Consider the following 23,696-nt stretch of genomic DNA (forward strand, 5'->3'; position numbering starts at 1 on the left):
AAACTCACTGGAGGAACCGATATGACCCTGGCCGAGACCATCTGGACCGAGTTGACCGGTGTCGACTTCCGCCTCACCACGGTGGACGCGGGCGGCGTGCCGACCCGGTCGCTGCAGGCCGGGTCGGGTGAGCCGGTGATCTTCCTGCACGGCACGAGCGGCCACCTGGAGGCGTTCACCCGCAACCTGGGCGCGCACGCCTCGCGCTATGCGTGCCACGCGATAGACATGCTCGGCCACGGCTACACCGGCAAGCCGGACTACCCGTACGAGATCCCGCGATACCGCGACCACCTGCTCGGCTACATGGATGCCGTCGGCATCGAGTCCGCGCACATCGTCGGCGAGTCCCTCGGCGGTTGGGTCGGCGCGCGTACGGCGATCGACGCGCCGGACCGGATCGCCTCGCTGCAGCTGCTGTGCGCCGGCGGGACGGTAGCCAACCCGCAGGTGATGGAGCGGATCCGGACCAGCACCCGGGAGGCAGTGTCGCGCGACGACGTCGAACTGACCCGGGCACGACTGCGACTGCTGATGGCGGACCCGGTCGACGCGACCGAGGAGCTCGTCGCCGTGCGGCACGCGATCTACCACCAGCCCGACTTCGTCGAGAACATCGACAACCTGCTCTGCCTGCAGAACCTGGAGGTCCGGCTGCGCAACGTGCTGCGGCCCGAGCACCTGGCCCAGATCACCGTGCCGACGCTGGTGGTGTGGGGCCGGAACAACCCGTTCGGCGAGGTCCCGGAGGCGAACGCGATGCACGAGGCGATCGCCGGGTCGGAGCTGGTGCTGTTCGACGAGTGCGGCCACTGGCCGCAGCACGAGCAGGCCGCCCGGTACAACGAGCTCAGCCTCGAGTTCCTCGCGAAACACCCGGTGCGCTGATGCGCGCGGTCCGAGTCCACGCGTGGGGCGCCGATCCGGTGGTCGAGGAGGTGCCGTCGCCGGTCGCGAAGGACGGCGAAACCCTCGTCCGCATCGAAGCGGCCGCGATCTCCCACCTGGACCTGACGGTCGCGAGCGGCAGCTTCGACCTCAAGCCCGACCTCCCGTACATCGGAGGCGTCGAAGGCTGCGGCGTGGTCATCTCCTCCGACAGACACGAACCAGGCACCCGAGTAGCCCTGCGAGGCGCCGGCCTAGGCCTCCTCCGCAACGGCACCTGGTCCGAGTACGTCGCCACCCGCAAAGCCGCGTCCCCGCTACCCGCCGACCTCTCGCCCGAGATCGCCGCAACCTACTTCGTCCCGACCACAACGGCCTACGTCGCCCTCCACGAGATCGCCCACCTCGGATCCTGGCCCGATGTCGAGGACGAGGTTGTGGTGGTGGCTGGGGCAGCGGGGGCCGTCGGGTCGATGGTTGCTCAGCTTGCGCTTCGCGCTGGATGCACCGTGCTGGGGGTGGTCGACGCGTCTCAGGTCGAGCTGTTGCCGGCCGGTGTCGAGCCGGTTCTGCTGGGGGCCGAGAGTGCCGAGCTGAGCAAGGAGCGGCCGGCCTCGTTGCTTGTGGACACGCTTGGTGGGCAGGGGGTGGCGCAGCGGACGCGGTGGGTGCGGCCGGGCGGGCGTGCGGTCGTGGTCGGGTACGTCGCCGGCAAGGAGCTCAGCCTGGATGTGCCTGCCTGGTTGCTCGATGACGTGGCGTTGCTGCCGGTGAACATGATTCGCCGGGAGGCGGCGGCTCGCGAGTATGCGCCTCTGCTCGCCGAGCTTCTGGCGAAGGGTGAGCTGACGCTGGAGGTGCAGTCGTTCGCGATGGACGACGCGCCGAAGGCCCTGCACCTGCTGGCTACCGGTGGTCTCCGCGGCCGCGCGGTGATTCTGCCGGGGAGCTGACGATGACGACCGAGCACGCGGTGGCCCGGGTGCTGGAGTACGTCACCCGCGATCGCCTCGCGGAGGCGATCGGCGGGATCGTCGACATCCCGAGCCCGACCGGATCCGAGGCAGTTGTCGCCCAGTGGATTGTCGACGATCTGACAACGCACGGGGTCCCGGCGCTGCTGCAACCGCTCGACGACCGGCAGGCCAACGCCGTCGGTATGGTGGCCGGTGGCAACGGTCCGTCCACGTTGCTCTACGCACCGCTCGACACGTTCACCACCGGCGATCCGGCGTACGACGTACCGTCGGCGGCGCTCGCGATGCGGCCCGACATGGTGCCGCGGGCGGTGCGGCACGGCGACCTTGTGGAGGGTCTGGGCGCCGGGAACCCGAAAGGGCATGCGGCCTGTGTGCTCGTCACGTTGCAGGCGCTGGCGGCGTCCGGTGTGCACCTGGCCGGCGACGTCGTCGGCGGGTTCGGCGCGGGTGGGATGCCGAGTTTCGCGCTCGACAGCGGCCGGCAGAACACCGGTCATGGAGTAGGCGCCGCCTTCCTGCTCGAACGCGGCTTCACCACCGACCATGCGGTGATCGCCAAGCCCGGCTGGAACGTCTCCCACGAGGAGGTCGGGCTGGTGTGGCTGGACGTGCTCGTGCCCGGTATCCACACGTACGCCGGCAGCCGGCACCGGTTGCCGTACCACAACGCCGTCGTACGCGCTGGTGAGGTGGCCGCCCACCTCGAGGAGTGGCTGGAGGACTACGCCGTCCGGCACGAGACCGGCACGATGCGTCCGCAGGGAATCGTGTCGTCGATTACCGGTGGATCTGAGCGGTTGGCAGCGTCGACTCCCGCGCAGGTTCGGTTGAGGCTCGATCTGCGGATCACCACAGAGCAGACAGCCGCTGCCGTCACCCGCGAAGTGCGAGCCGAGGTCGAGAAGCTGGGCGCGGACCTGCGGGTCGAGCAGGTGGCGGCCGTGCCCGCGTCCCACACGTCTCCGGACGCACCGATCGTGCGGGCGGCGGTTGCCGCCTGGGAGGCTGTCGCAGCGGAGGCGCACGTGCCGATCGCCCAGAACAGCGGCGCGACCGACGCCAACATCCTGCGGATGCGCGGAGTGCCGACCGCGCGGGTCGGGATGCCGAAGGTCCCGGCCACGCCGGCTGGTGACCCGCCGGACTTCACCGCGGGGATGAACCTGGCCGACCTGAGGGAGATGCGGCGGCTGGTCGAGATTCTGGTCCGGACCGTGCTGCTGGTCGAAGGAGGCTGAGATGGACGTGCCACGGACCCGACCGTACGGCGAGGGCCTCGGCGCCGGCGCGAACAGTGTGCTCGGCAAGGCCCGGCTGATCCTCGAGGCGTTCCAGATCGACGAGCTCGACCTCTCGCTGTCCGAGTTGTCCCGCCGGACCGGGATCTCCAAGGCGTCCGTGCACAGGTTGGCGCAGGAGCTGCTGGAGTGGGGGATGCTCGAACGGTCCGGCGCCGAGTACCGGCTCGGGATGCGGGCGTTCGAGCTGGGGTCACGGGTGCCCCGGTTCCGGGTGCTGCGGGACGAGGTACGGCGGTTCATGGAGAACCTGCACTACGCCGTGAAGGAGACCGTGCATCTCGCCGTACTGGATGGGCTCGAGGTGCTGTACCTGGAGAAGATCGCCGGCGGACCGCAGGCCGCGCGACCGTCCCGGATCGCCGGCCGAATGCCGTTGCACTGCACCGCGACCGGCAAGATCCTGCTCGCCTACTCGCCGCCCTCCGTGCTGGACGACGTACTCGCCCGGCCGCTCGAACGGCTGACCCCGTCGACCGTGATCATGCCGGGGGCGCTGCGGGACCAGGTGCGTAAGATCCGCACGGCCGGTCACGCAGTGGAGTTGGAGGAGACGGTCATCGGGTACTGCTCGGTGGCGGTGCCACTGTTCGGCAGTAGCGGGCTGCTGCTCGGGGCGCTGTCGATCACCGCGCCGACCTTCCGCGCCGAGTGCGCGAAGTACGCGGTCGCGCTGACCGACGTGAGCCGGAAGGTTGCGCTGACGCACCAGATCAACTGACGGCATGCGTACTGTGCTGTTGTGGCAGACGTGAGTCCGCGCCGGTACGGCGAAGGCCTCGGGGACGGGGCGAACAGTGTGCTGGGCAAGACCCGGCTGATCCTGGAGGCCTTCCAGCTCGACGACACCGACGTCTCGCTGTCCGAGCTGTCCCGCCGGACCGGGATCTCCAAAGCATCCGTGCACCGGCTCGCCCAGGAGCTGCTCGAGTGGGGGATGCTGGAGCGGTCTGGTGCGGAATACCGGCTCGGGATGCGGGCCTTCGAGCTGGGATCCCGGGTGCCGCGGTTCCGGGTGCTGCGCGACGCCGTCCGGCCGTTCATGGAGAACCTGCACCACGCCACCAAGGAGACCGTCCATCTCGCGGTGCGTGACGGCCTGGAGGTGCTGTTCCTGGAGAAGATCAGCCCCAGTCCGCAGGCCACCAAACCGTCGCGGATCGCCGGTCGGCTGCCGTTGCACTGCACCGCGACCGGCAAAGTCTTTCTCGCGTACTCCGCCCCGACCCTGCTGGAGGAGGTACTCGCGCGCCCGCTGGAGCGCCTGACCCCGTCGACGATCTCGCTGCCGGGCATCCTGCGCGAACAGCTCCGGAAGGTGCGCGAGGCCGGCTTCTCGACCGAGTTCGAGGAGACGGCGATCGGCTACTGCTCGGTGGCCGTCCCGGTGTTCGGGAGCACCGAGTTGCTGCTGGGAGCATTGTCCATCACCGCGCCTACGTTCCGCGCCGACACCGCCAAGTACGCGACCGCGCTGATGGAAGTGACCCGCAAGGTGGCCAGCCAGATCAACTAGCGACCGGTGAAGGCAGGTGGGCGCTTGTCCAGGAACGCCTGCAGTCCTTCGGCTGCGTCCGTGAGCTCGAGGTTGCGCAGGACATACTCCTCCTCGACCGCCATCGCCTCGTCGATCGGCAACCCCCAGCCCCGGTCGACGACCTGCTTCACCAAGCCGATCGTTGCGGTCGGCAACGCCGCGAGCCGGGTCGCCTCCCGGTCGACCACGACGTCGAAGTCGTCGCCGGCCACGAGGTCGACCAGGCCGTGTGCGAGTGCTTCGTCCGCGGTCAGCCGGGTGCCGTCGATGATGAGCCGCTTGGCCCGGTGCGGCCCGATCAGCCGGGGAAGCCGCTGCGAACCGCCCGCCCCCGGGAAGATGCCGAGCCGCGTCTCGGGGAACCCGAAGGTCGCGCGCGCATGCAGGATCCGCAGGTCGCAGGCCAGCGCCAGCTCGGCGCCGCCACCGAGCGCATGCCCGTTGAGCGCGGCGATCACCGGCTTCGGCGCGAGCTCCAGTGCGCGCTGCACCTCGACCCAGCGCCGCATCGCCCGGTACGTCGCCGGTTCCAGCCGCCGCATCACGGTGATGTCGGCGCCACCGACGAACACCTTGTCCTTGCCCCGGATCACGATGCACCGGACCTCGGGATCGTCGGTCAGCGCCGGCAGCCGGTCGATCAGCCGCTCGATCAGTCCCGGATCCACGGTGTTGACCGGCCCGTTGTCGATGGCCAGGGTCGCGACCGGTCCGTCGTACCGGATCTGGAAGCCGTCCTTCATTCGAGGACTCCTTCGTCGTGGAGGGTGGCGAGGCGTTCGGGGGAGAGGCCGAGGAGGTCGGTCAGGAGTTCGTCGGTGTGCTGGCCGAGGAGCGGAGCGGGTTGCCACAGGCCGCCGGGGGTGCTGTGCAGGTGGGCGACCACGCCCTCGTGGGCCACCGTGCCGGCTAGTGGATGGTCGAGCTCTTGGTAGAAGCCGCCGGCGGCTAGTTGAGGGTCGTGGTCGACCAGGTCGCGGCCGTCGCGTACGGGGTAGGCGGGGATGCCGAGTGCCTGTAGATGCTCGGCGAGAGCGTCTGCGTCTTGCTCGGCAACGAACGCAGCGAGGCCGGTTGTTCCGAGAGTTGACGCTAGGTCGTCTGTCGTTGCGCCGATAGCGATCCAGCGGTCGTCGCCGGCGGTCCGGAGGATGCGCGAGGCAACCTTTCGCGGTTGGGTTTCGAGCAGTGCCGGGCCGAGGTGGGCGGCCATGGCTTCGAGTTGGGACAGGTCGACGTGGCCGCCCTCGCCTCGATGGAGGAGGTCCAACGTGGCGAGGGTGGCTGCGTTGGCGGCCACCATGTCACCGAGGCCGAAGGTCAGGCCCTGCGGCGGCTGTCCGGTCTCGAAGGTCAGCCCGGACATCGCGGCCAACGTGTCCGCGAACGTCACCGCCGTACGCCACGGACCGGTCTGCCCGACCCCGGCCATCGAGACGAGCACGACGTTCGGGTTGAGTTCTCGCAGTCGCGGGTAGCCGAGACCCCAGCGGTCGAGCACGCCGGGGCTGAAGTTCTCGATCACCACGTCGACCGTCGCGGCCAGTTGCCGCAGGAGCTCCTGGGCCTCAGGGGTGCGGAGGTTGAGCGCGAGGCTGCGCTTGTTCCGGTTGAAGTTGAGGAAGTAGCCGCTGTCGTCGTACGTCGCCTCCGGACGCAGCCGCATCGAGGGCGCGAACCGGGTCGGGTCCTGCCGGTGCCGCGACTCGACCTTGACGATGTCGGCGCCGTGCTCGGCCAGGATCTTCGTCGCGTACGGTCCTGCCAGCACCCAGGTCAGATCGAGCACCCGCACGCCGTCCAACGCCGCGCCACGGCCACGACCGGTACGGCGTCGTAGCGGTGTGCGCTCGCGGTCGAGCCAGCTGACGGACGCGTCCACATCCTGCGGCTCTTTCAACCGACCAGATCGCGCCCGGAACGGGAAGCCGGCATTCCGGACCGGGCCGTCGGACGTCTCGATGTCCAGGAAGAACCCGCGATCCAGCAACTGCGGGTTCTGCAGTACGTCGGCCGGCGCGGCAACCTTTGCCCAAGGCAACCCGCGGTCGCGCGCCCCGGTGGCGATCTCGTCCGCGGTGCGCCGGGCAACGAACGCTCCGACCACGTCGTCGACGTACGGGCGATGCTGCCAGCGATACGTCGCGTCCTGCCACCGCTCCTCGGTCAGGTCGGCCGCCTCACCTTCCTCGGCCATCCACGCCAGCAGGTCGTCCCACATCCGGTTCGGTCCCGAGTAGCCACCGGCGACGTGGCCGTCCTTGGCAGCGAACACACGATGCGCGACGTGGCCGTACACCCCCGACGTCCGGCCCGGGATCGTGCCGGCGTGGATCCATGAGATCGCGCCGGTCTCCAGCGTCGCGGCCACCGCCTCCTGGACCGAGATCTCGGCGAGCTGACCGACCCCGGTCCGCTGCCGGGCGAGTAGGGCGAGCATGGCCGCGATGGCAGCGTGCGTGCCCGCCAACTGGCCGGCTTGGGCGCGCGGTGGTGGCTCGGGCGCCTCGCCGGGCGTACCGCCGAGCCAAGCCATCCCGCCGGCGGCGGTCGCGACGACATCGTCCGCCTGCCAAGCCTTGCACCCTCCCCACGTCCCGAACGGCGTCACGACGACATGCACCAGATGTTGCCAGTCGGGTCCGCGTCGTTTCAGCGTGCGCAGCCGGTCGAGCGGCCCGGACTCGAGGACGACGTCCGCGTCGGGAAGCAGACGACTCAGTACGGCGCCCAACTGGTCGTCGTCGGGCACGTGGAGCACCCGTTGACCCGCGTGCCAGTGCAGGCGATCCGCGCGGTCGGTCGTTCGCTCGCTCTCGATCCGGATGACGTCAGCGCCGAGGCCGACGAACAACCGGCCGGCCGAGCGCGCCAGATCGTCGGTCAGATCGAGTACCCGGGTCATGAATTCTCCATTTCGGCGTCCCAGGCGTCAGGCGGCAGGCCGCGGGACCGCAGCTCAGCCCTGGACACCTTCAGGTTGGTGGTGCGCGGCAGCGACTGCTCGACGCTGACGAAGCGGGGGAATGCGTGCCGTGGCAGTCGGCCGGTGCAATGTCGCCGTACGTCGGCCGGCTCGATCACTCGGCCCGGCTGAGGTACGACGATCGCGAGCACCTCGTCCTCGGTGTACTCGGACGGCACACCGACCACGGCGACCTCGGCGACGCCGGGCATGGTCGCGATGGCGTCCTCGACCGCGTCGGGCGAGATGTTGATACCGCGCCGCCGTACGACGTCCGCGCTGCGGCCCTCGAAGTACAGCCAGCCATCGTCCAGCCGCACCTGGTCACCGGTGTGGAACCAGCCGCCACGCCAGGCTCGTTCGGTCGCCTCGGGGTCACCGACGTACTCGATGAAGGTGAGATGCGGGTGCTGCGGGCGCACGAGCAGCTGATTGCCGGCAATCCTCAGCTCGTACTCGGGCACCGGTCGGCCGGCGGCGCCTGGACGGACGTCGCCCGCGTACGTCGTTGCCACGTCGCCCAACTCGGTGCAGGCATAGGCCTGGAGCAGCGTGATGCCGAAGCGGTCCTGCATTGCCTGGAACAGGTGCTCGGGCGCCGGCCCGCCGTACGCTCGCCGGATCAGGTGATCGCGGTCACGGTCCGACGGGGGTTGGCGGAGCAGGAGCGCGGAGACGGCGCCCATGAAGTTGAAGGCCGTGATGCCCTCGGCCCGGACGGTGTCGAGGAAGCCGGACGCCGAGAAGCGGGGGCTGATTACGAGTCGTGCGCCGGAGAGGACCGCGGGGAGGAAGGCCGCGTGGCGGGCGTTGATGTGCTGCCAGGAGAAGAAGCTGTAGAGCACGTCGGACGCGTCGTACTGCATGGCGCGCTGGACGCGAGCCGCTTGGCCCGGACCAGCAGCCACCGGCAGCAGGGCGCCCTTCACGCGCCCGGTCGTCCCCGAGGTCGTCATCACGGCCGCCGGATCGCCAGGCGCACTCCGGTAGGGCGAGACCCGCCGCCCGTCGGCGACCAAGTCGTCCAGCAGCACGCCGTCGCCGACCACAATGCGACCGAATTCGTTCCTGACCTCGGTCGCGCAGTCGGTTGTCTTCTTCAGCGTGCGGACCCACTGCTCGTCCAGATCAGGGCTGAGCGGCAGCTCGACAGCTCCGAGCGCCGAGATCGCCGTCGTGACCGCGATGGCTTCCGGTCCCGGCGGCAGGCACGTCGCGACCGCCGCACCAGGCGCGACGTACCTTGACAGCCCGCCGGCGATCGCCAGCGACCGCTCCCACAGCGCCGCGGCCGTCCACCACGGCGAGCCGACCAGTCGCACGAGCTCGTCGTCCGGCCGGGCCTCGGCCCGCTGCGCGACGATCCCGTGGAACGACACCGCCGCACCGGAACCCATACCTGATCCTCCAAAACCAACCCGAGATCGCGCAGCCCGTCGTTCCGCTCACCGAACCGTCACGTCAGGTCCTTGACCACCCGGCCGCCCGTGACCACCAGCTGGATCCGGGTCGGGTCGCCCAGCGCCTTGATCTCCCGCAGCGGGTCGGCGTCGGTCACGACGACGTCGGCGAGCAGACCGGGCCGCAGGGTGCCGACCTGGTCCGCGATACCGAGCAGCTCCGCGCCGTTCCGGGTGCCGGACACGATCGCCGCCAGCGGGGACATGCCGAGCTGGACCAGGTGATCGAGCTCGCGCAGGTTCTCGCCGTGCGGGCAGACCCCGGCATCCGTGCCGAGGGCGATGCGTGCGCCCCGGGCGATCGCGTTGCCGATGTTCTCCTTGGTGAGCTCCGACCACTTCACCTTCTTGGCGTAGTGGTACGGCGGCATCGTCGCCTGGTCGATCGCGAACACCGTCGACAGCGTCGGCACCAGGAACGTCCCGCGCTCACCGAGCAGGTCGAGCCCTTCGTCATCGATGCCGTAGCCGTGCTCGACACTCCTGACCCCGCCCCGGAGCGCGGTCAGAATGCCCTTGCGCCCCTGGGCATGCGCGGCCACCGCCCGGCCACCGTGCCGGTCGAGCTCGTCGACAATCCCGCGAACCTCGTCCAGCCGCAGCCCCTCGTCATCAGGCTGGTCGTGCCGGCTGCCCATCCCACCCGTCGTGCAGATCTTCACCAGGTCGGCGCCGTCGCGCAGCACCCGCCGCGTAGCCTTCCGAACCTCGTCGACAGTGTCCGCCAGCTCCATCATCCCGGGCAGCGTGGGTACGACGTGCCCGCCGTGCAAGTGCATGTCGCCATGACCCGCCGTGTGACTGATCGGACGTACGGCGAGCTGCAGCCGCGGTCCCCCGATCAGCCCACGCTCGATCGCCTCCCGGAACCCGAGTGTCAGGCCGCCGAGATCACGCGCGGTCGTGACCCCGGCGTCGAGCGTCGCCCGGATCCGCGCCGCCGACTCGAGCACCACCAGCGCCGGATCGTTCTGTACGACGTGGAACGGACCGTCGGCCAGGTTGAACCCGAGGTGCACGTGACAGTCGATGAACCCGGGCAGCAGCGTCTTGCCGCGCAGATCGCGCAACTCGGCGCCGACCGCGATCGGTGGCGCGGCGGCCGCCGTACCGACGAAGCCGATCCGGCCATCGGGGGTGATGTCGAGGACGCCACCCCGGATCGGGGCGGCGCCGGTGCCGTCGATGATGTCGGCGTTGACGAACCTCATGCGACCTCCCGCCGTCGGGGCTCGATGTCGAAACCCGGCGCACCGGGGACGGCGTTGAGCAGGGTGCGGGTGTACTCGTGCTGCGGATCGCCGTACACCTGAGCGGCCGGTCCGTGTTCGACCACCTCGCCGCGGTACAGCACCACGACCTCGTCGCTGACCTGCCGGACGACGGCCAGGTTGTGCGAGATGAACACCATGGTCAGGCCCAGCTCGACCCGCAGCCGGGCGATCAGCCGCAGGATCTCGGCCTGGACCGAGACGTCGAGCGCGGAGGTGATCTCGTCGGCGATCACCACCTCCGGCCGGACGATCAGGCCGCGGGCGATCGCGACGCGCTGCCGCTGGCCGCCGGAGAGCTCGTGCGGGTACCGGTCCAGGGTGTCGGCCGGCATCCGGACCGTCTCCAGCCACTGCACGATCTGGTCGCGGTGCCGGCCCACGTTCGCCCGGCGCGGGTCGACCGCCTCGGCGAGCGCCTCGCCGATGGTCCGTCGCGGGTCGAGTGAGGAGTACGGGTCCTGCGGGATCAGCTGGACGCTGCGCCGCATCGCCGTACGGCGGGCGCCGCGGGCCGCCGTGACGTCGAGCCCACCGATCGTCACGGTACCCGCGGACGGGCGGACCGCTCCGACCAAGGTCTTGGCCAGCGTCGACTTGCCCGAGCCGGACTCGCCGACGACCGCCACTGTGTTGCCCTTGGCAACGTCCAGGGTGATGCCGTGCAGGACCCGCGTCGTCCTGCGGCCCCAGCCGTAGCCGACCTCGAGGTCGCGGACCTCGATGGCCGGCGTCTCGTCAGCCATGCGCATTCTCCAGGGTGAGTTCGGGGGTGGCCTCGAGCAGGGCCTTGGTGTAGGGGTGCTGGACGCAACCGGGCGAGAGCCGGCCGGCCTCGATCTCCTCGACCAGCTCGCCCTGGTACATCACGACGACCCGGTGGCACAACGCGCGGACCACGCCGAGGTCGTGCGAGATGACCATGATCGACGTCCCGAACTCGCTGTTCAGCCGCTTCAGCTCGCGCAGGATCTCGGCCTGGACGGTCACGTCGAGCGCGGTGGTCGGCTCGTCGGCGATGAGGAGTCGCGGCTCGGTCGCGAGCGCCGCCGCGATCATCGCGCGTTGCCGCATCCCGCCGGACAGCTCGTGCGGATGCTGCTTGAGGCGCTGCTCGGGCTTGGTCAGCCGCACCACGCGGAGTGCGTCGAGGATGCGGCGCCTGGCCTCGTGCCGACCGAGTCGCCGGTGAGTGCGCAGTACTTCGGTGAGCTGCGTCCCCATCCGGAGCGCGGGATTGAAGGTCGAGCCCGGGTCCTGGTAGACGAGGCCGACCGTTTGCGCCAGCAGGCTGGGCGGCACCGGGCCGAGCAGGTCCAGGTCGCCGATCGTCATCCGGGTCGCGGTCGAGGCCAGGCCGTCCGGCAGCAGTTGGGCGAGCGACATCGCGGTCAGCGTCTTGCCCGAGCCGCTCTCGCCGACGATGCCGAGGATCTCACCGGGCTTGATCCCGAACGAGATCCCTTTCACCAACGGCTTGCCGTCACACGAGATGGCCAGATCCTGCACGTCGACGAGATAGCCGTCCCGAGGAGTGCCCTGGCTGGCTCGCTCGGTGGCGCCACTTGAAGCAGTCCGGCCGGCACGCGGGCTGGCGGTCGCCGCGAGGCCGTCGCCGATCAGCACCGCGGCGAGCCCGGTGACCACGATCAGCACCGCCGGACCGACGAGCTGGAACGGCCGGTCCGACAGCAGTGACGGCAACGCCTCGTTGAGGAGTTTTCCCCAGTCGTACGACGGTGACTGCACACCGAGTCCCACGAACGACAGCGCCGAGATCGCGGTCAGGGTGGCGGCGAATGTCGACGCGGACAGCACCAGCAACGGCTCCGACATGTTCGGCAGCAGATGCCGAAACGCGATCCGAGCCGGACGCACACCGAGCAGTCGTGCGGTCGAGACGAACTCCTGCTGCGACACCTTCGCCGCCAGGTTCCCGGTGAGACGCGCGAAGTACGGAATGCCGGCCAGCCCGATCGCGATCACCGCCGACGAGCCGCCCGCGCCAAGCACCGCCGCCACCACGAGCGCGAGCAGCAGCCCGGGGAACGCGACCATCGCGTCGATCGCGCGCAGGCAGAGCTCCCGCAGTCGCGGCGGCAGCAGCCAGACACCGGTGCCGAGGAGGATGCCGAGTCCAACTGCGATCGCAGTCGCGGCGACGGTCATCAGCAACGTGAGTCGCGTCGCGACCAGGCTCCGCAGCAGTACGTCGTGACCGGCAGCATCGGTCCCGAGCCAGTGATCGCCCGACGGAGGGGCGAACCGCGGACCGAGTTCGTCCGCTCCGGCTGTGAGCAGGAACGGCGCGAGGACGGCGACCACGACGATCACGCCCAGCAGGCTCAGCCCGATGCCGAGCCCGAGGTTCCTACGCCGCGCCATGGGAGCCTCCGAGGGTTCGTTCGTCGATCAGGCCGAGCAGGACGTCGACGAGCAGGTTGATGAGCGCCGCGATCATGCCGATGACGATCACCATGGCCTGGATGACCGGGTAGTCCCGGTCGAGGATCGCCTTGATGATGCCGCTGCCCAGACCAGGGAGCGCGAAGACCGACTCGATCACGACCGCGCCGCCGATCAGCCCGGTCAGCACCAGCCCGCTCACCGTGAGCGTGCTGGTCAGCAGGTTCGGCAGCGCCCACTTCACGTACCGCTTCCAGGCCGGCAACCGCCAGCCGCGCGCGGTCCGCAGATAGTCGTTGCCGAGCACAACGGCCGTCTCCCGCCGCACCACCCGGGACACCGTGCAGATCGGGCCGATCACGATCGCCGCGATCGGCAGCACGAACGACGCCGACCCGAACCGCGGCGTGTAGGCGGGCGGGAACAGCGGCAGCACGCCGATCCCGAGCGCGAACATCACCACCAGGAACGTCGCCATCACGTAGCCCGGCACCGAGTCGAGGAAGCCGGTGACCAACCCGAACCCGGTGTCCAGCCACTTCCGCCGCCCACCCTGGGTCAGCACCCCGATCAGCATGCCCAGCGGGATCGCGACCAGCAGCACGATCGCGATCCCGGCCAGCGCGACGGTCGCGGTGAACGGCAGCCGGTTCTCGATGATCGTCAGCACCGGCTGCCGGTACATGAACGACGTCCCCAGGTCACCGGACAGCACGCCGCCGGCGTAGTCGGTGAACCGTTGCCACAACGGCTGGTCGAGCCCGAGCTGCTGCCGGACCCGCTCGATGTCGGCCAGGTCGGCGTTCGCGCCGGCCAGTCCCGCCGCCGGATCGCCCGGGATCAGCTGGACGATCAGGAACGACACCACCAGCAGGACGGCGAAGATCGCGGCCAGCCCGGCCAGCCGTCGTACGGCGAAGTGCAGCCAGGGCGACGTGGTACGGCGTTCGGCGAGTGCCTCGGCGTGAACCATGACAGGCCTAACCGGCGATCCGGACCGTGGCCGGGTCGATGTAGTCGTCGAACTGCCGGATGCTCACGCCGCTCGCGGTGATGACGGTGGTGGGCAGCACGGCCAGCGGGATCGCGTCGACCCGTTGGAGGAACGACTTCTGCGCGCCTTGCAGGGCGGCACACTGCGCGGACTTGTCGACCTCGCTCATCGCCTTCTGGACGTAGCCGTAGCCGTCGCCGTTGACCAGGCCCATCTTGTTCCGGCCGCCGTCCTCGGTCGCCGGTCCCATCACCCGCAGCAGCGACGACGTCAGCGTGCCGAGCTGGTTGTTGTCGCCCTGGACGTTGATGTCCCAGTCCTTTCCGCCGGCCGCTGTCACGGTGGCCCAGTTCGCGTTGTCGAGCGAGCTGACCGTGACGTTCGCGCCGGCCTTGCGGAGCGCCTCGCCGATGTACTCGTTCCCGCCGCGGAGCAGCGTCGTACCGACGACGCGGAACTTGACGCCGGTCAGCTTCGCCTTGGCTGCCGCTGCGTTCTGGGCGACCAGCTGCGCCTTGTCGGTGTTGACACAGGCAACCTTGTCCGACCCGACGGTGGCGATCGTCGTACCGCGCTTGCCGCTGATGATGTCGCTGAAGGCCTGCGCGTCGATCGCCTGCGCCACGGCCGTGCGCAGGTCCGGCCGGTCGGCGAACACCGTGCCCGGCCGCTCGTTGAACAGCAGGTACGTCGTCGTGTTCGCGGCCGTCGTACTGGTGAACTGGCTGTTGTCGGCGAACCGGACCACGTTCTCGTCGTTCACGCCGCCGACGTCCAGGCTGCCGGACAGCATCTGGGTGGCGATGGTGGCCATGTCGGTGATCGGCATCAGGTTCAGCTGCTTGGCGGGCTTGCCGTCGAGCGGTTTCGCGAACTTCGGCCAGGCGTCGTAGCCGTCGCGCAGCGTCAGTTGGTACGACACCGCCGCCTGCGACGACGTCAACGTGTACGGGCCGGAGAACGCGCCCTGCACAGTGCCGGCGGCCAGCCCCTTCAGATCCTTCAGCCCTGCCGGGCAGACGATGCCGGCCTGCGGCAGGGTCAGCCCGGTGAGGAAGTCCGACCACGGCTTGGACAGTTTCGCCTTGACCGTGCCGGCCTGGTCGTCCGCGGTGAACGTCGCGGTGGCCGAGCCCATCGCCAGCGTGCGACCCGACGACCCGGTGTCCTTCGCGGCGAAGCGGGTCAGCGACGACGCCACCACCGACGGGGTGATCGCACTGCCGTCGGAGCACTTCAGCCCGTCGCGGATGGTGAACGAGTAGTTCGCCGCGTCGATCGCCTTCCACTCCGACGCGATCCCGCCCGCCAGCGTGTTGCCTTCGTCCTTGCGGACCACGGTGTCGAACAGCAACCGGGCCACGGTGTAGTCGTCGCCGCCCTTGGCCAGCGCCGGGTCGAAGGTCGCCGGGTCGGTGTTCAGCGACATGCTGAGCGTGTCGCGCGACTCGGAGCTCGCCGGGCCACCACATCCGGCGACAGCCAGGCCGACCGCGGCGACCAGCGCCAGGGGAACAGCAGATTGACGTAACACGGCTCCTCCAACAGGGCCAGGAGAACAATGGCGTGGAGCGTAGGACCGCGTCCGCCGGTTCCAGGTGGTCCGGACCCGACTGCGCAAGGAATTGGGCCAAACCCGCGCCCGGCTGCACGATCTCGTCCCGCCGGGCCCGCTCGGCCCCTTTCCGTGGCGTTACGGCCGTTGCACGGATTCACGCCGTACCGGGCCGTCCGGAACCCGCTTTTCCGCTCAGCGGACCGGCTGCTGCACGATCACTGGAGCGGTGCGGTATCCGGGCGCATGATGCTGGACATGGTCGACACACTGGATCTGCAGATCATCAACGCGCTGCAGATCCATCCCCGGGTCTCCTGGGCGCAGCTGGGCCGGATCCTGCGGGTGGACCCGTCCACGATCTCGCGCCGCTGGTCGACACTGACCAAGGACCGGAAGGTGTGGACGAGCTGCTTCGAGGGCGCCGGCGCGCGCTCCCAGGAGCCGACCGTCTCCGCGCTGGTCGAGATCCGCTGTGCGCCGGGGCGGCGCGGGGACGTGATCGCCGAGCTGGCCCGGCAGGGGCCGATCTTCAGCGTGCACTGCACGTCCGGGCCGCGTGATCTCTACATCATGATCTCGACGCACAGCCTGTTGTCGATGGACCGCTACATCGACGAGAACATCGCGGTGACGCCGGGCATCGTCGGCACTCGGACCCACTACCTGCGGACGATCTTCCTCGAGGGCTCGGGCTGGCGGCTGCAGGCGCTCGCCGAGGACCAGGTGAAGGCCCTGCATCACCTGCGGCCGTCCGATCCGCCGGTCGAACGCAAGGCCGCCTACCGCGACATCATCGACGCGCTCGGCACCGACGTACGGCGGACCACCGCCGAGCTGCAACGTGAGCTCGGACGGTCGCTGCCGGTGCTGTCGCGCGACATCGACGCGCTGCTGGCCGCGAGCTGGGTGCGCTGGCGGGTCGACTTCGCGCACACGCTACTCGGCTGGTCGGCCGGAGCGGTGTTGTGGCTGAACGTCCAGCACCCCGATCTGGAGCGCATCGTAGCGTCGTTCCGGCAGCTGAACCAGGTCCGGTTCTGCGCGTCGGTGACCGGGGAGGCGAACCTGGCGGTGTTCCTCTGGCTGCACAACCTGCAGGAACTGGACGAGATCGAGAGCAAACTCGGCGCGGTCTTCCCGCGGGTGCTGATCAAGGACCGCTGGATCGTGCCGCGGATCGCCAAGCGGACCGGGTACATCCTCGACCTGGACAGCCGGCGGCTGCGCTACGTCCCGGTCAGCAGCCAGCCGGTCTTCGAGGACTGACTTCGTGCAGCACCCGGGCCGGATCGTGCGGTTTCGTGCCGACTTTCCGGGATCCGGCAGTAGATCGCCGTACCTCTCCCTACCCTGAGCGAACGTTTTCGCCCAGGGAAAGCTAGGGAAAGAGGTCTGGAGTGGAGTTCGAGCAGCTCCGTGCGTTGCGCCGGGAACTGCACCGCAACGCCGAGCCCGCGTTCGCCGAGATCGGCACCGCGGCCCGGATCGAGCGAGCGATCGCGGGCTTGCCGGTCGCGGTGCGGACCGGGAAGGAGGCGCACGACCTCTCGGCCGTCGTCGACTACCCGGCTCCGGAAACGTTGGATCGGTGGGAGGCGGCCGCGGTCGCGGCGGGGACGGCGGCGGAGCGGGCGCGGTACTTCCGGGAGAACGGCACCGCCCTGGTGGTGGATCTCGCCGGAAATCGACCGGGGCCGGTATGGGGACTGCGGGTGGACGTCGACGCGCTACCGATGCGCGAGTCCGCCGATCCGGACCACTTCCCGGCGGCGCAGGGGTTCGCCGCGACGAACGGCGCCATGCACGCCTGCGGCCACGACGCGAACGCGACCATCGGTGTCGGCCTCCTGCACCGCCTGGCCGACCACGACTTCGCCGGATCGCTGCGGGTGCTGTTCCAGCCCGCTGAGGAAGGGGTCCGGGGCGCGCAGACGATGATCGACGCCGGTGTTGCCGACGGCATCGATCGGATGCTCGCGATCCACCTGGCTGGCGGGATGCCGGCCGGCACGGTGATCGGCAGCTTCACCGGTGGCATGGCAACCCGCAAGCTGAAGGTCAACTTCGACGGCAGGGCGTCGCACGCAGCGGGCGCACCGGAGGCCGGCCGCAACGCGTTGCTCGCGGCGTCGATGTCTGCACTGGCGATCATGGCCGTGCCGCGCTTCAGTTCCGCGGACACCCGGCTGAACGTCGGCACCCTGGTCGCCGGTGACGGTGTGAACATCGTCCCGTCCTCGGCCGTGATGACCTGCGAGGCCCGCGCGACCGACGACACCGTCGTCGACGAGCTGGTCGACCGGATCCGCTCCATCGTCGCCGGTACGGCGGCCGCCCAAGGCGTCGACGCGGACATCGCGGTGATGGGTCAGTCCGCCACCCTCGCACCCGACGACGAACTGATCGACCGCGTCGTCGCGGCCGCCACCGCTCAGCCATCGGTCGCCGACGTGATCCGGACCCAGACGCTGGCCGGCAGCGACGACGCCAACCTGCTGATCAGGCACGTCCAGGCACGCGGCGGCCAGGGCGCCTACGTCATGGTCGGCGCGTCGAGCCCCGGACCGCACCACAGCGAGACCTTCGACATCGACGAGGAAGCCATTGCCATCGGCATCGACACGCTCGAGGCGCTGATCCGCTCAAGCTGACGATTCGCGCGTGGGCTGCGGGAGTTCGTGGTGGGGGCGCGATTGGTACAGGGCCCATTCGGCGCTGACGTCGCCGGCGGTGCGGAGGAGGAGGGGGAGAAAGTCGTGCAGGAGTTTGTCGGTGGTGGTTTCGGCGGCGTGGACGGTGACGTTCATGGCGGCGCGGACGGTTCCGGTGCCGTCGCGGACCGGGGCGGCGACCGAGCGGACGCCGGGGGCGAGCTCCTCGTCGGCCAGGGCCCAGCCGCGGGCGCGGATCTCCGTCAGCTCGTCGCGCAGCTGGTCGGCGGTCCGGCCGATGTACGGCGGGAGACCTGCCCGGCTCGGCAACGCGAGGGTGTCCGCTAGCTCGGCGGGGGAGAGGGCGGCGAGCAACACCTTGCCCTGGGACGTCTGGGCGGCCGGGAAGCGAGTGCCGATGTCGACCCGGAGCGCGATGATCTTCGGCACCGACACCCGGGCGACGTAGACGATGTCGGAGCCGTCGAGCTGCGCCATCGACGACGACTCGCCGGTGCGCGCGACCAGCGCTTCGAGGTGCGGTTTCGCGATGTCCCACAGCCCGAGGGCGCCGACGTACGCCATGCCGAGCGTCAGCACCTTCGGGGTGAGCTGGAACGAGCCGTCGGTCGACCGGACGAACCCGAGCTCCTCCAGCGTCAGCAGCAGCCGGCGGGCCGTCGGCCGGGCCAGCCCGGCTGCTGCCGCCACCTCGGACAGCGACATGGCGCGGTGGTTCGCGTCGAAGCAGGCGAGCACGTCAAGCCCGCGAGCCAGCGACTCGACGAAATCCGGGCCCGCGCCACGTCCTGCCATCAGTTCCTGCCTCCCGTCGTACGACGTACCGTCGCAGCCTACTGAGGTCACTCGCCGAACATCGTGCCGCGGGCCTCGCGCGTCGACTCGGACTTGTACTCGGTGTACTGGTACGGGTTGTCGAACACCTCGTCCTTCGGCAGGTCCGGGTTCATCCCGCCGGCCCACGCCTCGTCGCCGAGCGCGCCGCGGAGGAAGTCCACGGTCGCTTCGACACTCCGCCGTACGGCGGGCAGGTCGACGCCGACCAACTGGTTCGCGGACTTCACCACCCGCCCGTCGACCAGCACTGTGTGGACGTCGCCACGCTGCGCCTGGAACGCCACGTGCCCGTAGGGGTTGACCAGCGGGAACGACACCGGTGAGTTGTCGTTCTTGATCAGGACCACATCCGCCTTCTTCCCGGGCTCGAGACTGCCCAGGTCGTCCCGGCCGATCGCCTTCGCGCCACCGCGGGTGGCCCAGTCGACCACGTGCTCGGCCCGCAGGTGGCTGTGCGTCACGGTGTCGCCCTTCATGTGGGCCTCGAGGTGCTCGCGGGCCCGGTCGGCGCCGAGCGTCGTACGCATCGCGGTGAACAGGTCGCCGCTCCACCAGACGCTGGTGTCCATCGACAGCGACACCGGGATGCCGTACTTGCGGACCTGCCAGGTGGGTGGGTAGCCCTGACCGGCGCTCTGCTCGGACTCGGTCGAGACGGAGACGGAGCCACCGGTCGCGGCGATCCGCTGGTAGGAGTCCTCGGTCAGCGTGGCCGCGTGCACGTAGATGTTCTGCGGCGTCATGAAGCCGTTCTCGTGCATCAGCCGGATACCGTCGTCGTTCGTCGCGCCCCAGACCCCGGCGTGCGTGGTCACCCCGAGCCCGAGCTCACGAGCCACCTCGAACGCGGCCCGTTCGGGGAACGACGGGTCGCCGGTGACGTCGAACGCGAGCTGGAGACCGAGCCGGTCGTCGTCGCGCAACCGCTCCAGGAACGCGCGGACCGGCGGCTGCGCGGTCCACTCCCACGGCCCGGCCTGAATGTTGCCGTAGGCAAGGACGAACCGGCCGGGGACGGACCGCAGCGCGTCCACCGCCGCCTCGGCGTGGTCGACGGACTGCAACCCGTGCGACCAGTCCACCGTGGTGGTGACACCGGCCTCGAGCGACTCCCACGCGGACGTCAGGTTGCCGGCGTGGATGTCCTCGGGCCGGAAGGTCTTGCCGTGCTCGAGGTAGTACCACACGAAGTACTGCGTCAGCGTCCAGTCGGCGCCGTACGCGCGCATCGCGGTCTGCCACATGTGCCGGTGCGTGTCGATCATCCCCGGCATCACGATTCCGCCGCGGGCGTCGACCTCCTGCGTCCCCTCGGGTGCGTCGAGGGACGCGCCGACGGCCTCGATCCGGTCGTCGACGACCAGTACGTCGCCCTCGGTCAGCACGGTGTGGTTGTCGTCCATCGTCAGCACGGTCCCGCCGCGCAGTAGTACCGGCCGGCCCGCCACCGGCGTCTCGGCAATGGTCATGATCCCCTCCAGACTCTCGCCGGACATACGTCCGTATGCCGGTCACGACGGCTCCATCGTCACTATCCGAGCGCTCCCGAGCGGTGTCAAGGGCTCGCTGACCGCTCCTTGACAGGCGAAGGCCGCGCTCGCAGACTGAGGCGACGGAGCAGTTGCGGACAAGTGTCCGGAAGGAGTGAGGTCGTGCCCGATGCTGCGGCGGACTCGCGCGGGCCGCTGGCCGGGTTGCTGGTCGCGGACTTCTCCCGGATCCTGGCCGGCCCGTACGCGACCATGCTGCTCGCCGACCTCGGCGCCGAGGTGGTCAAGGTCGAGGCGCCCGGCGGTGACGACACCCGCTCGTGGCAGCCACCGGTCCGCGACGGCATCTCGACGTACTACCTCGCGGTCAACCGGAACAAGCGGTCGATCGCGCTCGACCTGAAGGAGCCGAAGGACCTGGCCGCGGCGCAGGAGCTGGCCCGGCGGGCCGATGTCGTCCTGGAGAACTTCAAGCCGGGCGGGCTGGCCCGGTTCGGGCTGGACTACGACACGGTCGCGGCCTCGAACCCGCGGGTCGTCTACGCGTCGATCAGCGGCTTCGGCAGTGGGCCGAAGGGGGCGGTGCTGCCGGGGTACGACCTGATCGTGCAGGCCATCTCCGGTCTGATGAGCCTCACCGGCGACCCGGACGGTGAGCCGTTCCGGGCCGGGATCTCGGTGTTCGACGTAATGGCCGGGCTGCACGCGACGATCGGCGTCCTGTCCGCGCTGAACGCCCGGCACGAGACCGGTCGCGGCCAGCACGTCGAGGTCAACCTGCTGTCGTCCGCCCTGTCCGGTCTGGTGAACCAGTCGAGCGCGTACGTCGCGGGCGGCGTCGTACCGCTGCGGATGGGGAACAGCCACCCGAGCCTGTTCCCGTACGAGCCGTTGCCGTGCTCCGACGGTGAGCTGATCATCACTGCCGGGAACAACGGGCAGTTCCGCCGGTTGACCGAGGTGCTCGGCGTCCCGGAACTGGCCGATGACGAGCGGTTCGACCAGAACGAGAAGCGGACCGCGAACCGGGAGGACCTGCGGCCGCTGCTGGTCGAGCGGCTGCGAACCCGGACCAAGCTGGAGTGGTTCCGCGACATCATCGCCGCCGGAGTCCCGTGCGGGCCGATCAACACGATCGACAGCGGGGTCGCCTTCGCCGAGGACATCGGCCTCGACCCGGTGGTGACGGTCGGCGACATCCCGACCGTGCGGAACCCGATCACGTTCTCCGAGACGCAGGCGTCGTACCGGCTGCCACCGCCGGAGCTGGACGAGCACGGCGCCGAGCTGCGCCGCTGGCTGACCGACGAGGAGCGTTCGGCATGACGACCTTTCCCACGTCACTCGGTACCTCGACCGCCGACGAGATCCGCCTGCTCGGTCAGGATCTGACGGCCGACCTGATGGGCAAGGTCGGCTTCGGCGAGTTGGCCTTCTGGCTGGTCGCTCTGCGCCGACCGACGCCGTCGGAGACCCGACTCTTCGAGGCAGTTCTGGTGGCGCTGGCCGATCACGGCTTCACGCCGACGGCGATCGCGGCTCGGCTGACGTACCTGTCGGCACCTGATTCCTTGCAGGGAGCGCTCGCCGCCGGGCTGCTTGGCGGCGGCTCCCGGTTCCTTGGTGTCACCGAGGACTGTGGGATGTTCCTGCACCGCGCGATCGAAGGACGGGAACTGCCGACCGATGACGCCGGCTGGGACGCACTTGCGCTGGAAGTCGTGCAGCAGGCGAAGGCCGGCAGCAAGTTCGTTCCCGGGCTCGGGCATCCCGTGCACAAGGTTCAGGACCCGCGCACGCCCGTGCTGATCGGCATCGCGGACGAGGAAGGGCTGCTCGGACCGCACCTGCTGTTGTTCCAGGCGATCGGGCGGGTGCATGAACAGGTGCTCGGCCGCAAGCTTCCGCTGAACGGCGCCGGCGTCTGCGGCGCCGCGCTCGCCGACCTCGGCCTGCCGGTCGAGCTGCTGCGCGGATTCGCCTTGCTGGCCAGGGCCGCCGGCCTCCTCGGGCAGCTCGCCGAGGAACGCCGCCGCCCGATCGGCATGGACGCCTACCTCACCGTCGACCGCAACGCGGTCTACGTCGACCCGACCGGATAAGGAGCAGCCAATGGCCACAGTCGTCGCGGTCATCGCCTCCACCCACCACCCGTTCTACTACCGCGCGAGTACGTCGACCGGCGCCGACCGGCCGCCGTTCGCGGACGAGTGGGTGGCCAAGATCGAGGCGTTCCGGGAGACCCTGACCAAGGCCCGGCCGGACATCCTGGTGATGGTCGGCAGTGACCACTTCCACCAGCTGTGGCTGGACAACATGCCACAGTTCCTGGTCGGCAAGGCGCCGTACTTCGACGCGAACTGGTACAACGAGGAGCGCGAGTTCGGGCTGCCGCGGATGACGTTGCCGGGGGAGGAGCGGCTGTCCGCGCACATCCTGCGTAACGGCCTGGACGCCGGCTTCGACCTTGCCTTCAGCAACGAGCTGCGGATCGACCACAGCATCACCTGCCCGATCATCACGCTGCGGCCGCAGGCGGACCTGCCGATCGTGCCGATCTACACCAACATCTTCGCGCCGCCGCTGCCGCAGCCGAAGCGGTTCGTCGAGCTGGGCCGGACGATCCGGCAGCTGGTCGAGTCCTGGCCGGACGACAGGCGGGTCGCGATCATCGGCACCGGGCACCTGTCGCTGGAGCTCGGCGGTCCGCGGCAGTTCGGTGCCCACGGCCCCGATCCGGAGTTCGACCGGAAGGCGGTCGACTGGATCGCGAGCGGTGACATCGAGGGCTGCCTGGCCGAGGTGACGCTGGACAGCCTGCACCTGCCGGGCAACGCGACCCACGGGTTCATGGACTTCATGCTGATGATGGGCGTCGCCGGAGCCGGCGCGAAGGCCGACCACGTCGACTCGCTCGACCTGTTCCACACCATGGAGGCGTACTTCACCTGGTACCCGAACGGAGTCCCGGCATGAGCAGGTACTTGCTGGACAAGTTCCTCTTCACGATCGACCGCGATCCGGAGCTGGTGGAGCGGTACCGCGCGGACGCCGCCGGGACGGTCGCCTGGTGGGAGGCCGAGATGGCCAACCGGATTCTGAACTGCACGTCCGGTGAGCAGTCGACCTGGCTTGCGTTCACCGACGAGGAGCGGCAGGCGCTGGTCGCGCAGGATCACGTGACGCTGTTCCGGATGGGCGCGCATCCGTTCCTCACCTTGACGCTGTTCATCGCGATGTTCGAGCGTGACCACGGACCGTTGGAGTACCAGAAGGCCTACGGCAAGGCCATGGAACACTTGCGTCTGCCCTACCCGGACATCGCCACCTAGGAGAGCGC

21 protein-coding genes are annotated in these 23,696 nt (G+C 69.8%); 11 read left to right on the forward strand and 10 right to left on the reverse strand.

Going from position 1 to position 23,696, the window contains the following annotated elements; translation table 11 throughout:
- The first annotated feature begins 21 nt into the window (after positions 1–21).
- From ACIBL3_RS15590 to ACIBL3_RS15610, 5 genes are read left to right on the forward strand one after another with little or no spacing between them, the layout of a single operon-like run.
- Positions 22–888 (forward strand): alpha/beta fold hydrolase, encoded by an 867-nt coding sequence (locus ACIBL3_RS15590; RefSeq protein ID WP_396353978.1) that lies wholly within the window; start codon positions 22–24, stop codon positions 886–888.
- Entirely contained in the window at positions 888–1,841 is a 954-nt protein-coding gene (locus ACIBL3_RS15595; protein ID WP_396353979.1) for a zinc-binding alcohol dehydrogenase family protein, read from the forward strand. Before ACIBL3_RS15590 ends, ACIBL3_RS15595 begins: the two co-directional genes overlap by 1 nt.
- A gap of 2 nt (positions 1,842–1,843) precedes the next feature.
- Positions 1,844–3,106 carry a hypothetical protein gene (locus tag ACIBL3_RS15600; protein ID WP_396353981.1) on the forward strand — a complete coding sequence of 421 codons (1,263 nt, stop codon included), beginning with the start codon at positions 1,844–1,846 and terminating at the stop codon, positions 3,104–3,106.
- Position 3,107: 1 nt separating this feature from the next.
- Positions 3,108–3,887, forward strand: a complete 780-nt coding sequence (locus ACIBL3_RS15605) for an IclR family transcriptional regulator (RefSeq protein ID WP_396353982.1) — start codon at positions 3,108–3,110, stop codon at positions 3,885–3,887.
- 21 nt (positions 3,888–3,908) lie between these two features.
- Entirely contained in the window at positions 3,909–4,682 is a 774-nt protein-coding gene (locus tag ACIBL3_RS15610; RefSeq protein WP_396353983.1) for an IclR family transcriptional regulator, read from the forward strand.
- On the opposite strand, the gene ACIBL3_RS15615 is transcribed toward ACIBL3_RS15610, so the two are convergent.
- The 8 genes from ACIBL3_RS15615 to ACIBL3_RS15650 are packed head-to-tail and all read right to left on the reverse strand — an operon-like array spanning position 4,679 to position 15,333.
- A complete protein-coding gene (locus tag ACIBL3_RS15615; RefSeq protein WP_396353985.1) occupies positions 4,679–5,446 on the reverse strand; it encodes an enoyl-CoA hydratase/isomerase family protein in 768 nt (255 codons plus the stop codon). The two genes, ACIBL3_RS15610 and ACIBL3_RS15615, sit on opposite strands and share 4 nt — an antisense overlap.
- Positions 5,443–7,608: a CoA transferase gene (locus ACIBL3_RS15620; protein WP_396353986.1), complete on the reverse strand. Its 2,166-nt coding sequence runs from the start codon at positions 7,606–7,608 to the stop codon at positions 5,443–5,445. Before ACIBL3_RS15620 ends, ACIBL3_RS15615 begins: the two co-directional genes overlap by 4 nt.
- On the reverse strand, positions 7,605–9,065 hold the full coding sequence (locus ACIBL3_RS15625) for an AMP-binding protein (protein ID WP_396353988.1): 1,461 nt from the start codon (positions 9,063–9,065) through the stop codon (positions 7,605–7,607). Before ACIBL3_RS15625 ends, ACIBL3_RS15620 begins: the two co-directional genes overlap by 4 nt.
- Before the next feature lie 59 nt (positions 9,066–9,124).
- A complete protein-coding gene (locus ACIBL3_RS15630; protein WP_396353990.1) occupies positions 9,125–10,339 on the reverse strand; it encodes an amidohydrolase family protein in 1,215 nt (404 codons plus the stop codon).
- Positions 10,336–11,145, reverse strand: a complete 810-nt coding sequence (locus ACIBL3_RS15635; RefSeq protein ID WP_396353992.1) for an ABC transporter ATP-binding protein — start codon at positions 11,143–11,145, stop codon at positions 10,336–10,338. Before ACIBL3_RS15635 ends, ACIBL3_RS15630 begins: the two co-directional genes overlap by 4 nt.
- On the reverse strand, positions 11,138–12,784 hold the full coding sequence (locus ACIBL3_RS15640) for a dipeptide/oligopeptide/nickel ABC transporter permease/ATP-binding protein (RefSeq protein WP_396353994.1): 1,647 nt from the start codon (positions 12,782–12,784) through the stop codon (positions 11,138–11,140). The genes ACIBL3_RS15635 and ACIBL3_RS15640 overlap by 8 nt, the downstream gene beginning before the upstream one ends.
- Positions 12,771–13,778: an ABC transporter permease gene (locus ACIBL3_RS15645; RefSeq protein WP_396353996.1), complete on the reverse strand. Its 1,008-nt coding sequence runs from the start codon at positions 13,776–13,778 to the stop codon at positions 12,771–12,773. Before ACIBL3_RS15645 ends, ACIBL3_RS15640 begins: the two co-directional genes overlap by 14 nt.
- Before the next feature lie 7 nt (positions 13,779–13,785).
- Positions 13,786–15,333 carry an ABC transporter substrate-binding protein gene (locus ACIBL3_RS15650; protein ID WP_396353997.1) on the reverse strand — a complete coding sequence of 516 codons (1,548 nt, stop codon included), beginning with the start codon at positions 15,331–15,333 and terminating at the stop codon, positions 13,786–13,788.
- A gap of 279 nt (positions 15,334–15,612) precedes the next feature.
- Here ACIBL3_RS15650 and ACIBL3_RS15655 point away from each other — a divergent pair, with 279 nt between their 5' ends.
- Complete coding sequence (locus tag ACIBL3_RS15655; RefSeq protein WP_396353999.1) at positions 15,613–16,623, forward strand: Lrp/AsnC family transcriptional regulator; 1,011 nt, start codon at positions 15,613–15,615, stop codon at positions 16,621–16,623.
- Positions 16,624–16,754: 131 nt separating this feature from the next.
- Positions 16,755–18,008: an amidohydrolase gene (locus ACIBL3_RS15660; RefSeq protein ID WP_396354000.1), complete on the forward strand. Its 1,254-nt coding sequence runs from the start codon at positions 16,755–16,757 to the stop codon at positions 18,006–18,008.
- Here the strand turns inward: ACIBL3_RS15660 and ACIBL3_RS15665 are convergent.
- Both ACIBL3_RS15665 and ACIBL3_RS15670 read right to left on the reverse strand, forming a co-directional pair.
- Positions 18,000–18,875 (reverse strand): IclR family transcriptional regulator C-terminal domain-containing protein, encoded by an 876-nt coding sequence (locus tag ACIBL3_RS15665; protein ID WP_396354002.1) that lies wholly within the window; start codon positions 18,873–18,875, stop codon positions 18,000–18,002. The two genes, ACIBL3_RS15660 and ACIBL3_RS15665, sit on opposite strands and share 9 nt — an antisense overlap.
- A complete protein-coding gene (locus ACIBL3_RS15670) occupies positions 18,872–20,335 on the reverse strand; it encodes an amidohydrolase family protein (RefSeq protein ID WP_396354003.1) in 1,464 nt (487 codons plus the stop codon). Before ACIBL3_RS15670 ends, ACIBL3_RS15665 begins: the two co-directional genes overlap by 4 nt.
- A gap of 183 nt (positions 20,336–20,518) precedes the next feature.
- Between ACIBL3_RS15670 and ACIBL3_RS15675 the strand changes: the two genes are divergently transcribed.
- The 4 genes from ACIBL3_RS15675 to ACIBL3_RS15690 are packed head-to-tail and all read left to right on the forward strand — an operon-like array spanning position 20,519 to position 23,688.
- On the forward strand, positions 20,519–21,682 hold the full coding sequence (locus ACIBL3_RS15675) for a CaiB/BaiF CoA transferase family protein (RefSeq protein ID WP_396354005.1): 1,164 nt from the start codon (positions 20,519–20,521) through the stop codon (positions 21,680–21,682).
- Positions 21,679–22,458, forward strand: a complete 780-nt coding sequence (locus ACIBL3_RS15680; RefSeq protein ID WP_396354006.1) for a citryl-CoA lyase — start codon at positions 21,679–21,681, stop codon at positions 22,456–22,458. The genes ACIBL3_RS15675 and ACIBL3_RS15680 overlap by 4 nt, the downstream gene beginning before the upstream one ends.
- Positions 22,459–22,468: 10 nt before the next feature.
- Positions 22,469–23,332 (forward strand): hypothetical protein, encoded by an 864-nt coding sequence (locus tag ACIBL3_RS15685; protein ID WP_396354008.1) that lies wholly within the window; start codon positions 22,469–22,471, stop codon positions 23,330–23,332.
- Positions 23,329–23,688, forward strand: a complete 360-nt coding sequence (locus ACIBL3_RS15690) for a hypothetical protein (RefSeq protein ID WP_396354009.1) — start codon at positions 23,329–23,331, stop codon at positions 23,686–23,688. The genes ACIBL3_RS15685 and ACIBL3_RS15690 overlap by 4 nt, the downstream gene beginning before the upstream one ends.
- The last annotated feature ends 8 nt before the right edge of the window (positions 23,689–23,696 follow it).

It is taken from the genome of Kribbella sp. NPDC050124, from assembly GCF_044460355.1.
Classification (GTDB): domain Bacteria; phylum Actinomycetota; class Actinomycetes; order Propionibacteriales; family Kribbellaceae; genus Kribbella.